Consider the following 17,020-nt stretch of genomic DNA (forward strand, 5'->3'; position numbering starts at 1 on the left):
CGTCAGGCCGGTGTTGCTGTATTCTCCGCAGCGTCTTTCAGAATCGCTTTCAGGCGCGGATAACGGCGGGCCAGCCGCCAGCGCAGCCGCAAATCTTTGGCGTTATCCCAGATGAGTGTCCATATCCCGCGATCAAACAGTTCGCGCACAATCTCCTGTTTCACCTCCGGCGATTCTATCTCACTGATGGTGTGCAGGATCCCCAGTCCTTCTTTGGAAATCTGCCAGTAGCAGGCAGGGATCTGCTTCGCGACATCCACATGGCGCTGATTGATATCATTCAGCATTTCCAGAATTTTCATGTAATTATGGACTGTCCGCTCCCGGATTTTGTCATCAGGCGGCGTATGTGATACCGATTCGGAATGAATCAGATAATCGTAATAACGCTCATCAATATATTCCACCCGCGCTGCGGTCATCAGCAGTTCGGTTGTCCACGGAATATCCTGATGATGCAGCCCCGGCTCAAAATAATAGCCCTGCTCACGCAGAAAATCAGTGCGGTACAGGTTCAGCCAGGTCACATGCAGGAACTTACGGGAGTTGAGCGCCCGTTTCAGCCAGTCCGGCCCGGAAATAACCCCGGTGGAACGCAGACGATCAGGCGGGAAAATCGGCCGCGGTTCACGCCCGTCTTCATAAACATAGGTGCCGTTGCAGGTTGCCACATCCAGTTTCTCGGCAAGCGCAATCTCCAGCAGGCGGCCGTACATCTGCGGGTGAATCACATCATCAATGTCCGGAAACGTGATGTATTGCCCTTTTGCCACTGCAAAACCGGTATTCCGCGCCACAGAGACGCCCTGATTTGCCTGCTCCAGAATAGTGACAGAAGGGAATTTATCCTCCCATTCACGCAGCACAGCATCCGTATTATCTTTGGAACCGTCATTAACGAGGATCAGCTCCCAGGCAGGAAGTGTTTGTTTCAGCAGGCAGTCAAAAAACTGAGGAAGAAATTTTTCCCCGTTATAGACGGCAACAACAATGCTCAGTAAAGGTCGTGAAGAGTCAGAAGATAAATCCATGTCAGCCCTGTCAATTCCGGGTAGCCTGATATTCAGCAGGCAATACGGCTGAATATAGCGACAAAATAATTATAAGTTTTTAAATATAACCGGAGAGTCTGACATAAACGTGGCTAATAATGCGGTACGACAGACAGGAAAATAAGAATTTATCTTAAAAATTATTATGTTGTGTATCAATTTATTACAAAATAATAACGGCATAAAAAAATACCGGCCATTAACAATGGCCGGCACCGATAATTATATTTACGAACTTATATATTGCGTGAATATATTATTTTACAGATGATTTGCTGAATGCCGCTTCCAGAGCTTTCACCATTTCATCATTTTCTTTCTGTGTCAGCGGTTTCCCTTTGGCACTGATAAACTGGAGGCTGCTGCGGTTATCCAGATCACCGACCTGTAAGGTGTAATCGCCTTCGGCCACTGACGGATCATCCATACCCAGGCTGCTCCACTCTGCAGAACTCAGCCCTTTGTATGTCACTTCAATATTCCCGGTCGAACGGGTGCGGTCGCCCACTTTCATGCCGACGCTTTCCAGCACAACCGGCAGACGGGACCAGACCACATCAAACGGCGCGCGGACAATAATCTGCGGCAGACCGGTTTTATCACTGCCGCTCTGAACGTCCGGAGCCGCATACTGTGACGCATTGGTTTCCTGACGCGCGGCATTACGCATACGGTCAAGGCCGTCCACCAGCTCGTTGAGAGTCAGGTTGTTATAACGGGTGATTTCCGTTTTGTCTGTCACCGGGTTTTCCCCCTGCTTCAGACCTTCGCTGGTCACAACAACCGCCACCTGTGAACCGGCTGGTTCAATTTTAATACGCTGGCGGGACTGTAACGGCAGGTCTTCATCCGCACGCTGCCAGACAATCCAGTCAGTGACAATCACGCCACCGGCTTCATCACGCTGGCTGACCGGCACTGAGCGATCGGCCAGAACGCGGTTGATCTGAGCCCACAGCGTTCTGTTTTCCGCTGAATTCTCCAGCAGAAGACGGCTTGCGTCTCCTGCTGTTTCAGTACGGGAACCTGCTAACAGGCTGACCGTCTGTACCGGCGGACGGATGTCCAGCGCCAGACCGGTCGCACCATCCTGCTTAACCTGAGGAATATCATACTGGCCGCTCTGTAACGGCAGGATCATCCCCTGAGGAACATTCAGCGCCTGTAACTGCGGCGCATCCAGGTACGAAGTATCGCCGCTGACCTGACGCTTATAGTGCTGATCGCCGGAGCAGGCTGCCAGTAATAAAACCACGGAAAGACCAGCGAGCTTCGTAACCTTTGATTTTTGCAGTAGTGTTGCCATTCAGATTCCCTAAAATATTATCGTATGCCCGCCGTCTTCATGGCACGGCCGACCGTATTCTGCCCCGCTTCCGTGAGCGGTAACAGCGGCAGACGCAGTGTCTGCTCTGCGATCAGACCCAGCTGATGACAGGCCCATTTTACCGGTGACGGGCTTGGCTCACAGAATAATGTGTGATGCAGGTCCATCAGTTGATTATTAATCACACGCGCACGGTCAAAATCCCCGCGCAGGGCAAAATCAAACATCTGTGCCATCTCTGCCGCAGCCACGTTGGCTGTCACAGAAATCACACCTTTGCCGCCCAGGAGGGTGAAATCCAGTGCTGATGCGTCATCACCGCTGAGCAGAATGAAGTTTTCATCATTCACCAGGGTTTTGATTTCATTCACACGGCTTAAGTTCCCGGTCGCTTCTTTAATTGCCACAATATTGTCCAGTTTTGCCAGCCGGGCAACAGTTGCAGGTAACATATCACAGCCGGTGCGCGTTGGCACATTATACAGAATTTGCGGTAATGCGGTATTCTCTGAAATCACTTTAAAGTGCTGATACAGACCTTCCTGTGACGGACGGTTGTAATACGGGGTAACGGTCAGACAGGCCGCCACGCCGCTGTTTTCAAATTGCTCAGTAAACCAGACGGCTTCGTTGGTCGCGTTAGCGCCGGTACCGGCAATAACAGGAATACGGCCTTCCGCAAACTCCAGTGTCGCCAGTACCACATCCACATGTTCCTGATGTGACAGTGTGGCGGACTCCCCGGTAGTTCCGACAGCCACAATGGCGGACGTGCCTGCCGCGACATGGTAATCCACTAATTTCCGGAGCCCCGCCTTATCAACACGACCCTGTGTGTCCAGTGGTGTAACCATCGCAACAATACTGCCTTTTAAAACGTCATTTATGTGTGACATGTACGAAACCCTCATAATCGGATAAATATAGGACAACATTTTAATGGTACTTGTTCAGAGCGCAGAAAAAAACACCCTAACTGTACGTTTTTAATGAATTTTGTTAATACCCGGCGGCACACCTTAAAAAGAAGTAATAATGTCCGCTTTTTTCACCGGTAAAACGGCGGAACACATGATAACGTGTCTGTATCCGGCAGGTTTGATATGCCGCAATCATTTGATTATTACCGCAGAGCACACAACAGGTTATTGCTATCGGCCTTATCTTTCTTTATGTTTAACACATTCACGGTGTCATGAAGAGGAATGAGGGTTTGCCGCAACGCGATCAGCAATATCTGGTTATCACTGCACTGGGACGGGATCGCGCAGGGATTGTGAATGCGATTACCCGTCATGCCGGAGAGTGTGACTGTAATATCGAAGACAGCCGTCTGGCGATTTTCGGTGAGGAGTTCACGTTTATTATGATGCTGTCAGGCAGCTGGAATGCCATTGCCATGCTGGAGGCTACCCTGCCGGTACTGGCGGCGGAGCTTGACCTGCTGACAGTCATGAAACGGACACAGCGCGGGCATCAGCCTGCCGCCACCACCGGTGTCAGTGCGCAGGTCACGGTGCCTGATGCCGCGGGGCTGGTGGAACGCTTTACCAATCTGTTTATGAGACTGGATTACACCCTGGCTGAACTGGTGTCCAAAACCCGGCCGGAGGATGATACAGACGCAGTACTGCTGGAGATTCAGATCACCGCGCATCACCCGACAGGGGAAAACAACGCGGTGCTGCAGCAGCAGTTTTACCGTCTTTGTGCTGAGTTACAGGCCGAAGGCACTATTACCCTGATGAATCATTAATGTTTGTGTTTATTATTACGTTTACGGAGAGTGTGTAATGAGCCCATTGAACGCCGGTGATAAGGCGCCCCTGTTCAGCCTTCCCGACCAGGATGGTGAATCAATCAGCCTGGCCGATTATGCCGGTCAGCGTGTGCTGGTGTATTTTTATCCCAAAGCCATGACGCCGGGCTGTACTGTCCAGGCATGCGGTCTGCGCGACAATATGGATGAACTGAAACAGTTCAATGTTGAAGTGCTGGGGATCAGTACAGACAAACCCGAAAAACTGTCCCGTTTCGCGGAAAAAGAGTTACTGAATTTTACCCTGCTGTCAGATGAAGACCACGCAGTTGCTGAAGCATTTGGCGTCTGGGGTGAAAAACAGTTTATGGGGAAAACCTACGACGGTATTCACCGCATCAGCTTCTTAATCGGCGCTGACGGTAAAATCGAGCATGTTTTTGATAAATTCAAAACCAGCGACCACGACCAGGTTGTGCTTGAATACCTCAAAACCCACAGCTGATTAATCAGTCTGCCCTGATATAAACACCATCTTACCCATGGTGTTTTTTTATGGCTGTTATCTGACATAAAAAAACACCGGCATCATCATACCGGTGTCTTTTTTATCGTATCAGGTTACGCCTGCCCTGATATTTTCTTATCCGGTATTTTGTCATCCGGCATTGTCTCCTCCGGCCAGGAGTGGATCACCGCTTTAATCAGGGTTGCCAGCGGGATCGCGAAAAATATCCCCCAGAATCCCCACAATCCGCCGAAAATAATGATCGACAGAATAATCACCAGCGGGTGCAGATTCACCGCCTCAGAAAACAGGATCGGCACCAGGATATTGCTGTCCAGCCCCTGCACCACCAGATAGGCGATAAACATGGTCCAGAAATCCGAATCCAGTCCCCACTGGAACAGCCCGACCAGAATGACCGGTACCGTCACAATCACCGCTCCCACATACGGGATAAGAACTGACAGCCCCACCAGTACACCCAGCAGTAACGCATAATTCAGACCGACCACCGCGAAGACGATATAAGTACAAACACCGACAATAATCATCTCGGTGACTTTGCCGCGGATATAATTGGAAATCTGCTGATTCATCTCCACCCACACTTTCCCGGCCAGTGAGCGGTTACGCGGCAGAATGCGCTGGAAGCCCCGCAGCAGTTGTTCTTTATCTTTCAGTAAAAAGAACACCATCAGCGGTACTAAAATCAGATAAATCGTCAGCGCCAGTAATCCCACCAGCGATGCCAGCGACATTTTCACCACTGAATCCCCGACCGAGAGCAGCTTGCTGCGGGCATTATCGAGGATCATATCCATCAGCCCGACATCCATCAGCGCCGGGAACCGGTTCGGCAGTTCGCGGGCGAACTCATTGAAACGGCTGAACATTGTCGGCATATCCAACAGCAGATTGCGCCCCTGTCCCCAGACCGTCGGCGCGAGGATAAAGATCACCAGCACACTGACACCGATAAACAGCGTCAGGATCAGCATAATCGCCAGCTTGCGGGATACGCCGCGCTTTTCCATCTGATGAATCGGCCACTCCAGCAGGTACGCCAGTACAATTGCCACCAGCAGCGGCGCTAAGATACCGCTGAAAAAATAAATAATTCCGAAACCCGCCAGTAAAATAACGGTCAAAGCAACTGCCTGCGGATCGGCAAAACGTCGTCGGTACCACTGAATGATCAAATCTAACATTATTCTGCTCCCGGGATTAGCGGCAAAAATATGACAAATCCTGCCCACCGGGCAGACTGTGTGAGGATTTTACTTGAGTGTTTGCTATGATACACGAATTATTACCAGTGATAATCAACGGGGAAAGCGTCATCCTATGAATACGTTTCTGAAAAAACCGTTAGCCGTCTTACTGAGCCTTGCCCTGACCTTCCCGGTACTGCCTGCCGCACAGGCTGCGGTTGAGGATGCGTTACCTGAAATCGGCACCACCGCCGGCGGTACACTCAGTATCGGACAGGAAAACCTGATGGGGGACTTTTACCTGCGGATGATCCGCAGCAGCTCCCCGATGGTCTATGACCCTGTTTTACTGCAATATATTAATAATCTCGGCCAGCGTCTGGTCTCAAACGCTGACTCGGTCAAAACCCCGTTTAATTTTTTCCTGATAGCCAACCCGAACATTAACGCCTTTGCTTTCTTCGGCGGCAATGTGGTGCTGCACACCTCCCTGTTCCGCTACAGCCTGACAGAAAGTGAACTTGCCTCTGTGATGGCGCACGAAATCGCTCACGTTACCCAGCGCCACCTGGCGCGGATGATGGAAGATCAGCAGAACAAAGCACCGCTGGCCTGGGCGGCCACTCTGGGCTCTATCCTGCTTCTGATGACCGGCACTCCGGTCGGTGCCGCCGCCATGACTTCGACCATGGCCGGGATCCAGCAAAATATGATCAGCTTTACACAATCCAACGAGCAGGAAGCGGACCGCATCGGCATGGGCACACTGAGCCGTGCCGGGTTTGATCCGCAGGGTATGCCGGACTTTATGACCATCATGGTGGATATGTCCCGTTACAGCTCCAAACCACCGGAAATGCTGCTGACTCACCCCCTGCCGGACAGCCGTCTGGCGGATGCGCGCAGCCGCGCCGGTCAGATGCCGCGTAAAAACCCGCCGCAGTCCTTTGATTTCCTGCTGGCGCGCGCCCGGGCGATGGCAATGTACGGCGGCCAGCCGCTGCGCAATGCGACTGACCAGATGATTGACAACTACAGCAAAGGCAACAGTAAAGAACAAATGGCGGCGGATTATGCCCGTGCCATTCTGCTCTACCGTGACAACAAATATGAGCCGGCCTCACAAATTCTGACGAAATTGCTGGCCGCCGATCCTGACAATGTCTGGTTTATCGATGTCATGACAGATGTGGATATCGGTCTGAACAGAACCTCTCAGGCGGTGACCCGGCTGGAAAATGCCCTGAAACGGGAACCGGGGAATTCGGTATATCAGATAAACCTCGGTAATGCCTATATTCAGAATAAACAATATGATAAAGCAACTAAGATTCTGCGCAATTATACCTTTGATCACCCGGCTGACCCGAGCGGCTGGGATCTGCTGGCAGAAGCAGGTGGTAAAGCCGGCCACCGTGCGGATGAACTGGCCGCCCGGGCGGAATATCAGAACTTAATGGGCAACTTTGACGGTGCTATCCGCAGCCTGACCGAAGCCGCCCGTCAGGCGAAACCCGGCAGTTATGATCAGGCCCGTTATGATGCGCGGATTGACCAGATCCGCCAGTTACAGCTGCAATTCAAACAATTTAAATAATGAGGAAAACCATGACTGAGACTGTCACCATCTGGCACAACCCGCGCTGCTCCAAAAGCCGTGAAACTCTGGCACTGCTGGAAGAAAACGGCGTGTCTCCGGCAGTAATGCTCTATCTGGACACTCCGCCGTCAGTAGCGGACATCAAAACCGTGCTTCGTGAGCTGAAATTTGATGACGCCCGCAAACTGATGCGCACCAAAGAAGCCCTTTACAGTGAGTTGGGACTGGCGGCGGTCACTGATCAGGATGCACTGATTCAGGCCATGCATGACAACCCGAAACTGATTGAACGCCCTGTGGTGATTAAAGGCAAACAAGCCCGTCTCGGCCGTCCGCCGGAGCAGGTGCTGGAGATTATCTGAACCTGATCATCTGTCCCCGGTGACCGCCGGGGACAGAGCTCAGAATTGCCTTCCCTTACAGCGGGAAAACGCCTCGATAACGGCATTACCCAACTCTTCATCTGAAGCCGATACCGGAATAATGACATAATCAGTTTCTGATATACCATCACCGTCCCAGGCTTCAAGTTTAATATGGTTCAGGGGTTTTATTTTAATAATATTACCAACTTGCCTTACAAGGCATTTATTCATTTTTTTAAAAAGTAATTTTTTATTCTTATATCCGCATAACCTCATTAATTTTACTATATTTTCTTTATAATTCTCCTTGTTTAATTCATGATCAAATATATAAGAACCTTCAGACCCTCCATCTTTATTTTTTGTGAGAGCCTGCTTTAAACTCAAGCCAATATTGTCAATTGCTGCATCCACAGGAATAATAATATCACCAAATAAATAGTCCGGTATTAACAACCCATGATTAATCATCCTTAAAAAATAAAAATAATCTTCATTAAAACTTACGACTGCATTAAACTCATCAGGATTTATCGAATTCATACTAATTACCTTTTATAATGGTTATTTTAATCTCTATATTTTTATCATTTGCGTTCTTTACTGCTCTATTTATTGACTTCCATTGTTCAGATGTTGTTTTTTCCGGAAGACCAATATGTAATACTCTTTTCTTGATATCATCTGAACTCAATGGAATACCCTCTTTTATGTGACCTGTAAACTGAGCTATTTTATTAACATGGCCATTAATGGTATATTTAATGGCATCAGGTTTATTTAGTCTACTATCTGTTTGAGTGTTAATAGTTTTTACGCTAATCGCTATTTTATCTTTACTGTCATAATAATCAAAGGTTTTGAATCCATCCGGAAGTTTTGAGCCTGCCGGTAATTGTGTACCAATATAATGCTCAAACGGCATACCCTGCTGGTTGATAGAGGAACCTGACTGATACCACTCATCGGGATTTTATTGCCCTTTTTATCGGTGGTATAGATTTGATTTAAATCTGCATAACTGACCTTTCTGATATGTTTATGCATTCTGGCAGGATTACCTCTCCCGCCATTCACTGATGACATCAATATACTGTCGATAATAATTTCGGCAGTTGCTTTTTTCAGACCGGTAAAATCTGTTATATATTCCGCATATTGATTACGGACAAAATCATCAATATCATCATGTCGTTCAGTTTCACTGTAAGTAAAAAGCTGTACTTTTTCAGGTGCAACTGACCAGGGATAATAACGAATGCCGTCATCCGCTTTTGTCACCCAGTAATTTGTCAGTAAATTATCTTCAAGATACGTCTCCGGATATTTTGCCATTAACGCATCAAAACGTAATTTATCCGGTGAATTTGCAGATTCCTGCACAGTACAGTTGATCAGACGGCAACCTGCTGCGAGCAGGCGCTCTTTTTTAAAATTATCACCGTCAGCCAGTTCCTCTATCGCCTTTAATTCCTGCAAATGAAACTGACGGTTATAACGTTCAACGATCTCAGCAGCATCCGCCGCAGTGGTCAGCCCGTTGATATGGCCTGTTGCAATCAATCCGGCAACAGCACCTGTCATCCGGGCCAGCTGTGCCTGTTGTTCATGTTCCTGCGCTGTCTGATCTAAAGAATCGCCTAATATAATACCGGCTGCCGACGCTGCCAGCGCCCCGGTAACCGCCCCCCTGACACTCCGGTTGGTCAGCTCGGCTCTGACAGCGGCAACCGCAGCATGCGTAATTGCTTTGCCCGGTTCCGTTAATATTTCACCGTGGTCACCAATTAATTTTGCGCCTTCAGCATTAAACTGACTTCCCGTGTTACTGAGAAGCGCATTAATAAAGTTCTCCCTGAAGCTTGTTTCTGATACTGCCGAACCCACCGCTGAGCTGATTACAGACTGGGCGGAAACGCGCTGTGCAACCTTATGCCAATCTCCGTCACTCAGTAACGGAATCCGCGATTGTGCCGGATTTCCGTTCTGCCAGCCCATCGATTTATCCAGACCATTGAACGCCCCTCCGACAACCATCTGACCAATAACAGACTTAACACTTTCACTGCGTCCCAGTGACTTAAATGTTTCAGATAAATCGCCTTTATTCTCTGCCAGTGCAACCGCAGCCTGTGTTGTCAGTGCTATCATTCCGGAATGCGCAGCTCCGGAAATAACAGCGGCAGCCGTTCCTGTGGCTGCGGAAGATGCGGTACTCCCTGCCCATGCGGCCAGCCCGGAGCCCGATGTCGCAGCGGTGACGGCAACAGCCAGAACAGCTGATGCTACCGGATTAAGGTGCTGCTCTTTATAGTCCCAGCGCTGACAGGCATCAGCAACCCGGTTCCACTGAACATCATCGCGGGTTATCAGTTCTTTCAGCCAACCGGTTCCGGTATGGCTGCTCAGCATCATTGCGGATTCTTTAAATTCAGGAATGCTGAATGTTTTACTGTCTGCTGTTATGCCATTTGCTGCATCAACAGATAAATTTCCGCCGTAATAAATCTGCGGCAACCGCCAGCGGCTCAGCGAGTGCCCCTGATCCCGGCGGGTAATGTAGAACCCCTTTGAATGGCTGATGGTTTGCTCATAAAGAGAGTCGTTAACGGCTTTAAAATTAATTTTCCCTGTAGCAAGGGTAATATCAGGTACCTTAATGAAATTACAGCCATCACAGGTAATACCATTAGGATTAGCAATAATAACTGATGCCGGATTACCGGAAACCTCCATAGCCCCCGACAAGTCAGAAGGATACCAATTGATTACCTCGTTAATAATTAAACTGGCACTACTCCCCTGGAAATTTATGTTTCCCTCTATTTTACCTGCCAGATAAGATTCACTGTCTTTTATTCCGTTATTCAATACCACACCTGTTTCAGGAACATTAAATTTCCTGTATTTATTGTATGACAATCCATTTTCATCCGGCTTTGAAATATCAATAACAGTTACATTTTTTTTGATGTTTACTTTTAAACGTCTATCAATCGGAATTATTTCCGAAGCATGTAAATCACAGGGAAAAACAAAAAATAATATAAGTAATAATTTTTTAATCTTGCTGTCAAAACGCATAACACCTCCGGTGTGTTAATCGAATAACACATAAATACACTCACCGGAAGATATCCTATGAACAATCATTGCTGATACTCATGATGAACTTATCAATAACAATTGATTCATTCCTGAAACAAATACCCCGTATTTTTTATTAATTTATAGTTTTATCTATTTTTAGATTTTATGTTTTTTTTATGAAATCGTCATTTATTTCAAGTGGTAAAGTTCGTTTGGTTATTTACACTTAATATAATGATTAAAGGAATAAATCATGAAAAAGACATTAGCTGCATTATCATTAATTTCTGCTGTACTATTTTCCGCACACGCTGTTGCCGGGCCGGGGAGCACTGAATATACCTACAAAAACGGCGATAAAATCCGTGTAGTCAGCCCTGAAGTCCAAACCAAACTGTTTAAAGATGAATCAGGAAAACCGGTTCTGGTCATTAATTCACCTGATGGTCGCGGGATCTCTCACAATGTCTTCTCAGATTATAATGTCGGTAAAAAAGGACTGGTTATTCATAATAAAGAAAATGCCAAGACCATTATTAATGAAGTGATCGGTGACAATAAAACCCGTCTGCGCGGCAGTACCCTGGTTGCAGGCGGCAAGGCCAGCCTGCTGATTGTTAACCCGAACGGTGTGGTCTGTCAGGGTTGCAGCTCAACCAATACCTCTCTCTATTCTCACCGCGAAACACTGCCGGTGATTATCAATGCTGCAAAAAATAATGAGGTGATTTTCGATGCCCGCAAACCGCTGCATGCATCAGAACGTCTGACCGGCATCAGTCATAATATTTCAGTAAATTCACCACGCTGACCCCTGTTATACCGCCGTTTTCACGGCGGTATTGCTTTTATCAGAAACTTTCCCTGCCGCAGACTGTCATACCTGTAACAACACAGCCCTGTGATCACACCGTATTAACTTAAGAAAACTCTTATTGCGGCGATCACAGAATAACGTATTGATAATACAGATAACTGACTGTGTATCATCAGGGAAAAAAATGACCATTTATGATCTAAAACCGAAGTTTCAGAACCTGCTGCGTCCCGTGGTAATCCGCCTGTTTAATGCCGGAATCACGGCCAACCAGGTCACGCTGGCAGCGATGTTCCTTTCCCTGCTTACCGGTTTCATCCTGATCCTGTTTCCCGATCCGCGCCTGTTTCTGCTGCTGCCGCCGGTACTGTTTATCAGGATGGCGCTCAACGCCATTGACGGCATGCTGGCCCGCGAACATCACCAGAAAAGCCGCTTCGGCGCGATCCTCAATGAACTGGGTGATGTGGTATCCGATACCATTCTTTATTTCCCGTTTGTCCTGCTGTTCCCGGGAGCCGCCATCTGGATACTGCTGATCCTGTTTATCTCTGTACTGACTGAATTTATCGGGGTACTGGCACAAACTATCGGGGCATCACGCCGCTATGACGGCCCGGCCGGAAAAAGTGACCGCGCCTTTTTGTTCGGCGCACTGGGTCTGTGGGCGGCGGTTTTTCCCGCATCACTTGACTCCGTCCTGTTTCCTGTATTGTTTGCGGTCTTTGCCGCCCTGCTGTTTCTTACCTGTTATCACCGTATCCGGCGTGCGTTGCAGGAATCTGCGCAACAAAGCGCATCTCAAAAGGACTGATTATGAGTGTATCTTCTGATTATCCGACTCAGCGTGAATCTATTGAATCTCACTTTACCACCAGTGACCAGCAGCGGTTATTCTTCCGTTACTGGCCTTCCGCGACCGCAGAAAAGAAAGCCGTAGTGCTGTTTCACCGGGGTCATGAACACTCCGGACGTGTGGCACATCTTGCGGATGAGCTGGCGCTGCCTGATTTCGCGGTATTTGCCTGGGATGCCCGGGGTCACGGCCGTAATGACGGGCCGAGAGGCTACAGTCCGTCAATGGGAACATCCATCAGTGACATCAATGAATTTATTAACTTCATTACATCCGAATATGAAATTCCGATAGAAAATATGGTCGTGCTCGGACAAAGTGTCGGCGCTGTCACCCTGACCGGTTGGGTACATGATTTCGCACCGAAGATCCGGGGTCTGGTACTGGCTTCTCCGGCCTTTAAAGTCAAACTCTATGTGCCGTTTGCCCGTAGCGGACTGGCGCTGATGCAGAAAATACGCGGGCTGTTTTATGTAAACTCCTATGTCAAAGCCAAATATCTGACCCACGACCCGCTACGTATCGCTTCATTTGAGCGGGATCCGCTGATCACCCGGCCGATTGCTGTCAATATCCTGCTGGAACTCTACAAAACCGCTGACCGGCTGGTGGCGGATGCTGCCGCGATAACAGTGCCGACTCAGCTGTTTATCTCCGGCAGTGACCACGTGGTGCACCGCAAGCCGCAGAATCAGTTCTATGCGCGGCTTAACACCCCGTATAAAGAAAAACATATTCTGCCGGGGTTCTATCACGACACTCTGGGCGAGAAAGATCGTCATATCCCGCTGGCGGAAATCCGCCACTTTGTCACCACCCTGTTTGAACAGCCGCGCTATCAGCACGATTACCGGTTTGAGGATGTGTGCAGCGCCGGTGCCGATGCTTATCGTGAATTGCAGGTTCCGCTGCCGGATTACTGCCCGAAAAATCTCGGCTATAAACTGCTCAGCAAAGCGATGTCCACCCTCGGCAAAGCCTCGGAAGGCGTCAGTATCGGCTACGATAAAGGCTTTGATTCCGGATCCACCCTCGATTATGTCTACCGTAACCAGGCTCAGGGCAAAGGCATTTTCGGCCGCATTGTTGACCGTCAGTATCTCAACAGTATCGGCTGGCAGGGGATCCGCCAGCGCAAAGTGAATATTGAGAAAATTCTGCGCCGCACCATCCGGGCATTACAGGAAGAAGGCCAGCCGGTGCGGATCATGGATATCGCAGCCGGTCAGGGACGCTATCTCTTTGATGCGATTAATGATTACAGCCGGATAGAATCTGTTCTGATGCGCGATTACAGCACCATCAATGTGGAACAGGGCCGTTTACAGATCAAAGAGCGCTTCCTGGAAGACAAAATCCGTTTTGAAGAGGGCAATGCCTTTGATAGCGCCGATCTGGCGGCGGTCACCCCGAAACCGACCCTCGGCGTGGTGAGCGGGTTATATGAACTGTTCCCGGAAAACCATCTGCTGCGCGATTCCCTTGCCGGGCTGGCGCAGGCGATTGAAAGCGGCGGTTATCTTGTCTACACCTGTCAGCCATGGCACCCGCAGGTAGAGATGATAGCCCGCGTTCTGCCGAGCCATCAGGGCGGTAAAGCCTGGGTGATGCGCTGCCGCAGTCAGGGGGAAATGGATGCGCTGGTGGATGAGGCAGGGTTTGAAAAACTGGATCAGCTCATTGATAACTGGGGTATTTTCAGTGTATCAGTCGCCAGACGCCGCTGATTACTATCATACTGATGAAGATGCGCCTTTTTGCGCATCTTCTGTTTTACAGGGAATGAAAAATTATGTCTGATGCCGCACTGCCGCTGCCTGCTTCCCGCCGTAAACGGTGGGGATTTGCCCTGCTCTGGCTGCTGTTTCTGGCACCTTTCTTTTTTCTGACTTACGGACAGGTCAATACCTATACCGCTTCGCTGCCGTCAGTCCCTTCCTTTGCGTTCAACTGGGAAACACATATTCCGTTTCTGCCGTGGACAATTATTCCGTACTGGAGCATCGATCTCTTCTACGGTTTATCCCTGTTTATCTGCACCTCTCTGCGCGAACAGTGTATTCACGGGCTTCGGCTGGCAGTTGCGTCACTGGCAGCCTGTGCCGGGTTCCTGCTCTTTCCGCTGAAATTCAGTTTTCCCCGTCCGCAGACAGGCGGTACCGCAGGCTGGATGTTTGACCAGCTGGAGATGTTTGATCTGCCGTTTAATCAGGCCCCTTCTCTGCATATCATTCTGCTGTGGTTGCTGTGGCTGCGCTTCCGGGCGCACACACCGCAGAAATGGCACTGGTTTCTGCACCTGTGGTCAATTCTGATCTTAATTTCTGTACTGACAACCTGGCAGCACCATTTTATTGATGTGATCACCGGTGCCGCCACCGGTGTGGTGATAAGCTATCTGCTGCCGGTAAGTACACGCTGGCAGTGGGCCCCGCACCGTATCCGCCGCGGCTATCAGCTGGCCGGACGGTACGCCGTTATTTCGCTGGTGCTGATAACAGCGGCTGTCGTGATGGGTGGTCAGGGCTGGTGGCTGCTGTGGCCGGGGCTGGCATTTTTATGTATCACAGCGGGTTATCTCGGTGCCGGCGCATCCGTGTTTCAGAAAGACAGCGCCGGGCGCATTTCACCCTCTGCCGCACTCCTGCTGCTGCCATACCGGATTGCGGCGCAAATCAGCTATTACTGGTATGCAAAGCGGTGCCGTCACACCAGTGTGGTCAATAAGCATATCGCGCTGGGCGGTTACCCTGCGGCACCACTGACGGCCTCCGCTGTACTGGATATGACAGGGGAATTTCCCCGCAACCGCTATACCGCCGGGCTGGCTTATCACTGCCAGCCGCAGCTGGATCTGTTTCCGCTGACAGAGATGCAGATTGAAACGGCGGTGAACAATCTCAGCCGCCTGGCGCAATCCGGTCAGGTTTATGTACACTGTAAACTGGGTTACACCCGCAGTACGACCGTCGTGGTCGCCTGGCTGATACGTGCCGGGCTGGCAGACAATGTGGAGCAGGCGCTGGCGGCCGTCAGACAGGCCCGGCCGCAGATTGTTCTGCGGGAACAGACAATTGCCGCCCTGACCCGCTGGGCAGCCCGTTACGGAAAAAACGATGAATAACAGACCTCATGATGAACAGATTATGGTGATTTTCACGGCGGGCTGGCGTTTTCTGGCCGCCTTATCGGTGATGGCCTTTCTGACGCAGTTTTTGCTTTATATATCAGGATTTTCCGGTGAATATCCGATGGCGGCGGGGATCCTGTTCTTTCTGTGTGCCATGTACTTTATCTTCCGGTTGTGGCTGGATCACCATCTGTTCCGCCGCCTGGCACAATCGTCCGATACCGATATTTTTGATGAATCCCTGACGACGCTGTTTCCGGGCAGAGCACAGCACACCCACTTCTCACAGCGCTGGCGAGGCACAAAACGGCTGTTTCAGCAGGGCGCTCTCTGCATGGTGCTCCAGTGGGGAGTAACGGTGATTGCCCTGCTTAACTGACGGTCACAGCCGCAGGATATCTTTAACAAACGGAATGGTCAGTTTGCGCTGGGCAACAATCGATGCATGATCAAGCCTGTCGAGCATGTCAAACAGTGTGCGCATCTGACGGTCGAGGCGTTTTAAGATAAAGCGCCCGACATCTTCCGGCAGCTCAAACCCGCGCAGTTTTGCCCGCAGTTGCAGTGCCTGAATTTTTTCGTCATCACTGAGCGGATGAAGTTTGTAAATCTGCCCCCAGTCAAGGCGGGAAGCGAGATCCGGTAACTGCAGCGGGATCTGACGCGGCGGTCTGTCCCCGGTGATCAGCAGACGGGTCTTGCCGGTCTCCAGAATGCGGTTATAGAGATTAAACAGCGCCATTTCCCACTCTTCATCCCCCGCAATACACTGCACATTATCAATACAGACCAGCGACAGATGCTCCATGCCTTCCAGCACATCCGGCACAAACCAGGCGCGCTTATCGAGTGGCACATAACCGACCGCCCGGTCTTTGGAAGATACTTCGGCACAGGCCGCATGCAGCAGATGACTTTTACCGCCGCCATCGCGGGACCAGAAATAGAGATAACTGCCGTGTGGCTGACTGATCGCCGCCTGAATGGCAGATACCAGAGATGCGTTTGCCCCCGCATAGAAACTGGTAAACGTTTCATCATCGGGAAGAGAAAGTGGTAATGAGAGCTGAGACGGCGTGTTCAGAATTACCTCGGCCAACGTATAAAAAACGCAGACAGTTTAGCATAATCAGCACAATCCGTGCAGATATTTGCACTTAAACGACAAGATTAGTTGCCGTAATGTCCTGAATAACAGCAAACGGCGGACACGATCTGCTCAGGTTATAAGTAACCTATATATTAAACATCGCTTAACTTATCTGTTTATAAATTATTATATTAAGCAATGATTTATCATGAATA

Annotated in this window: 17 protein-coding genes; 9 read left to right on the forward strand and 8 right to left on the reverse strand. The window is 49.7% G+C overall.

The features are described 5' to 3' along the window. Positions 1–2: 2 nt before the first annotated feature. The 3 genes from ACSBQN_RS07585 to dapA all read right to left on the reverse strand — a co-directional run bounded on the left by ACSBQN_RS07585 (position 3) and on the right by dapA (position 3,275). Positions 3–1,031, reverse strand: coding sequence for a glycosyltransferase (locus tag ACSBQN_RS07585; protein WP_354633264.1), 1,029 nt, complete (start codon positions 1,029–1,031; stop codon positions 3–5). Between the two features lie 277 nt (positions 1,032–1,308). Beyond that, positions 1,309–2,358, reverse strand: coding sequence for an outer membrane protein assembly factor BamC (bamC, locus tag ACSBQN_RS07590; protein ID WP_024473295.1), 1,050 nt, complete (start codon positions 2,356–2,358; stop codon positions 1,309–1,311). A gap of 17 nt (positions 2,359–2,375) precedes the next feature. Beyond that, positions 2,376–3,275, reverse strand: coding sequence for a 4-hydroxy-tetrahydrodipicolinate synthase (gene dapA, locus ACSBQN_RS07595; RefSeq protein WP_186723803.1), 900 nt, complete (start codon positions 3,273–3,275; stop codon positions 2,376–2,378). Positions 3,276–3,592: 317 nt separating this feature from the next. Between dapA and ACSBQN_RS07600 the strand changes: the two genes are divergently transcribed. Together ACSBQN_RS07600 and bcp are read left to right on the forward strand one after the other, a co-directional pair. Then, positions 3,593–4,135 carry an ACT domain-containing protein gene (locus tag ACSBQN_RS07600; RefSeq protein WP_004235282.1) on the forward strand — a complete coding sequence of 181 codons (543 nt, stop codon included), beginning with the start codon at positions 3,593–3,595 and terminating at the stop codon, positions 4,133–4,135. A gap of 37 nt (positions 4,136–4,172) precedes the next feature. Then, positions 4,173–4,643, forward strand: coding sequence for a thioredoxin-dependent thiol peroxidase (bcp, locus tag ACSBQN_RS07605; protein WP_024473296.1), 471 nt, complete (start codon positions 4,173–4,175; stop codon positions 4,641–4,643). A gap of 116 nt (positions 4,644–4,759) precedes the next feature. Here the strand turns inward: bcp and ACSBQN_RS07610 are convergent, their stop codons facing one another. Further along, positions 4,760–5,854: an AI-2E family transporter gene (locus ACSBQN_RS07610; protein WP_214177218.1), complete on the reverse strand. Its 1,095-nt coding sequence runs from the start codon at positions 5,852–5,854 to the stop codon at positions 4,760–4,762. 136 nt (positions 5,855–5,990) lie between these two features. Here ACSBQN_RS07610 and ACSBQN_RS07615 point away from each other — a divergent pair, with 136 nt between their 5' ends. Both ACSBQN_RS07615 and arsC read left to right on the forward strand, forming a co-directional pair. Beyond that, positions 5,991–7,454 carry a tetratricopeptide repeat protein gene (locus ACSBQN_RS07615; protein WP_024473298.1) on the forward strand — a complete coding sequence of 488 codons (1,464 nt, stop codon included), beginning with the start codon at positions 5,991–5,993 and terminating at the stop codon, positions 7,452–7,454. Between the two features lie 11 nt (positions 7,455–7,465). After that, on the forward strand, positions 7,466–7,819 hold the full coding sequence (gene arsC / locus ACSBQN_RS07620) for an arsenate reductase (glutaredoxin) (RefSeq protein WP_036405785.1): 354 nt from the start codon (positions 7,466–7,468) through the stop codon (positions 7,817–7,819). 39 nt (positions 7,820–7,858) lie between these two features. Here arsC and ACSBQN_RS07625 read toward each other — a convergent pair whose 3' ends face one another. Genes ACSBQN_RS07625 through ACSBQN_RS07635 form a run of 3 tightly spaced genes read right to left on the reverse strand, consistent with a single transcriptional unit; the run spans position 7,859 to position 10,906 of the window. After that, complete coding sequence (locus ACSBQN_RS07625) at positions 7,859–8,365, reverse strand: contact-dependent growth inhibition system immunity protein (RefSeq protein WP_354633263.1); 507 nt, start codon at positions 8,363–8,365, stop codon at positions 7,859–7,861. A gap of 1 nt (position 8,366) precedes the next feature. Then, positions 8,367–8,747, reverse strand: a complete 381-nt coding sequence (locus ACSBQN_RS07630; RefSeq protein ID WP_354633262.1) for a hypothetical protein — start codon at positions 8,745–8,747, stop codon at positions 8,367–8,369. Continuing rightward, complete coding sequence (locus ACSBQN_RS07635; protein ID WP_354633261.1) at positions 8,648–10,906, reverse strand: DUF637 domain-containing protein; 2,259 nt, start codon at positions 10,904–10,906, stop codon at positions 8,648–8,650. The genes ACSBQN_RS07630 and ACSBQN_RS07635 overlap by 100 nt, the downstream gene beginning before the upstream one ends. A 259-nt stretch (positions 10,907–11,165) precedes the next feature. Here ACSBQN_RS07635 and ACSBQN_RS07640 point away from each other — a divergent pair, with 259 nt between their 5' ends. The 5 genes from ACSBQN_RS07640 (at position 11,166) to ACSBQN_RS07660 (ending at position 16,094) form a co-directional block, all read left to right on the forward strand. Next, positions 11,166–11,723 (forward strand): filamentous hemagglutinin N-terminal domain-containing protein, encoded by a 558-nt coding sequence (locus ACSBQN_RS07640; protein WP_024473302.1) that lies wholly within the window; start codon positions 11,166–11,168, stop codon positions 11,721–11,723. A gap of 190 nt (positions 11,724–11,913) precedes the next feature. After that, positions 11,914–12,543: a CDP-alcohol phosphatidyltransferase family protein gene (locus ACSBQN_RS07645; RefSeq protein ID WP_024473303.1), complete on the forward strand. Its 630-nt coding sequence runs from the start codon at positions 11,914–11,916 to the stop codon at positions 12,541–12,543. Positions 12,544–12,545: 2 nt separating this feature from the next. After that, complete coding sequence (locus ACSBQN_RS07650; RefSeq protein WP_434991641.1) at positions 12,546–14,312, forward strand: bifunctional alpha/beta hydrolase/class I SAM-dependent methyltransferase; 1,767 nt, start codon at positions 12,546–12,548, stop codon at positions 14,310–14,312. A gap of 65 nt (positions 14,313–14,377) precedes the next feature. Beyond that, on the forward strand, positions 14,378–15,709 hold the full coding sequence (locus ACSBQN_RS07655; RefSeq protein WP_354633259.1) for a dual specificity protein phosphatase family protein: 1,332 nt from the start codon (positions 14,378–14,380) through the stop codon (positions 15,707–15,709). After that, entirely contained in the window at positions 15,702–16,094 is a 393-nt protein-coding gene (locus ACSBQN_RS07660) for a hypothetical protein (protein WP_024473306.1), read from the forward strand. Before ACSBQN_RS07655 ends, ACSBQN_RS07660 begins: the two co-directional genes overlap by 8 nt. Before the next feature lie 3 nt (positions 16,095–16,097). Here the strand turns inward: ACSBQN_RS07660 and hda are convergent, their stop codons facing one another. Continuing rightward, complete coding sequence (gene hda, locus ACSBQN_RS07665) at positions 16,098–16,814, reverse strand: DnaA inactivator Hda (RefSeq protein WP_276513034.1); 717 nt, start codon at positions 16,812–16,814, stop codon at positions 16,098–16,100. Between the last annotated feature and the right edge of the window lie 206 nt (positions 16,815–17,020).

The sequence above is a fragment of the Morganella sp. B601 genome (assembly GCF_051172335.1).
Taxonomy (GTDB): domain Bacteria; phylum Pseudomonadota; class Gammaproteobacteria; order Enterobacterales; family Enterobacteriaceae; genus Morganella; species Morganella morganii.

Coding starts and splice junctions, on each gene's coding strand:
- bcp (WP_024473296.1), top strand. CDS start 4,173: ATGAGCCCATTGAACGCCGGTGATAAGGCGCCCCTGTTCAGCCTTCCC.
- dapA (WP_186723803.1), bottom strand. CDS start 3,275: ATGTCACACATAAATGACGTTTTAAAAGGCAGTATTGTTGCGATGGTT.
- bamC (WP_024473295.1), bottom strand. CDS start 2,358: ATGGCAACACTACTGCAAAAATCAAAGGTTACGAAGCTCGCTGGTCTT.
- ACSBQN_RS07630 (WP_354633262.1), bottom strand. CDS start 8,747: ATGCCGTTTGAGCATTATATTGGTACACAATTACCGGCAGGCTCAAAA.
- ACSBQN_RS07640 (WP_024473302.1), top strand. CDS start 11,166: ATGAAAAAGACATTAGCTGCATTATCATTAATTTCTGCTGTACTATTT.
- ACSBQN_RS07635 (WP_354633261.1), bottom strand. CDS start 10,906: ATGCGTTTTGACAGCAAGATTAAAAAATTATTACTTATATTATTTTTT.
- ACSBQN_RS07625 (WP_354633263.1), bottom strand. CDS start 8,365: ATGAATTCGATAAATCCTGATGAGTTTAATGCAGTCGTAAGTTTTAAT.
- ACSBQN_RS07585 (WP_354633264.1), bottom strand. CDS start 1,031: ATGGATTTATCTTCTGACTCTTCACGACCTTTACTGAGCATTGTTGTT.
- ACSBQN_RS07610 (WP_214177218.1), bottom strand. CDS start 5,854: ATGTTAGATTTGATCATTCAGTGGTACCGACGACGTTTTGCCGATCCG.
- ACSBQN_RS07615 (WP_024473298.1), top strand. CDS start 5,991: ATGAATACGTTTCTGAAAAAACCGTTAGCCGTCTTACTGAGCCTTGCC.
- arsC (WP_036405785.1), top strand. CDS start 7,466: ATGACTGAGACTGTCACCATCTGGCACAACCCGCGCTGCTCCAAAAGC.
- ACSBQN_RS07655 (WP_354633259.1), top strand. CDS start 14,378: ATGTCTGATGCCGCACTGCCGCTGCCTGCTTCCCGCCGTAAACGGTGG.
- ACSBQN_RS07660 (WP_024473306.1), top strand. CDS start 15,702: ATGAATAACAGACCTCATGATGAACAGATTATGGTGATTTTCACGGCG.
- ACSBQN_RS07650 (WP_434991641.1), top strand. CDS start 12,546: ATGAGTGTATCTTCTGATTATCCGACTCAGCGTGAATCTATTGAATCT.
- ACSBQN_RS07645 (WP_024473303.1), top strand. CDS start 11,914: ATGACCATTTATGATCTAAAACCGAAGTTTCAGAACCTGCTGCGTCCC.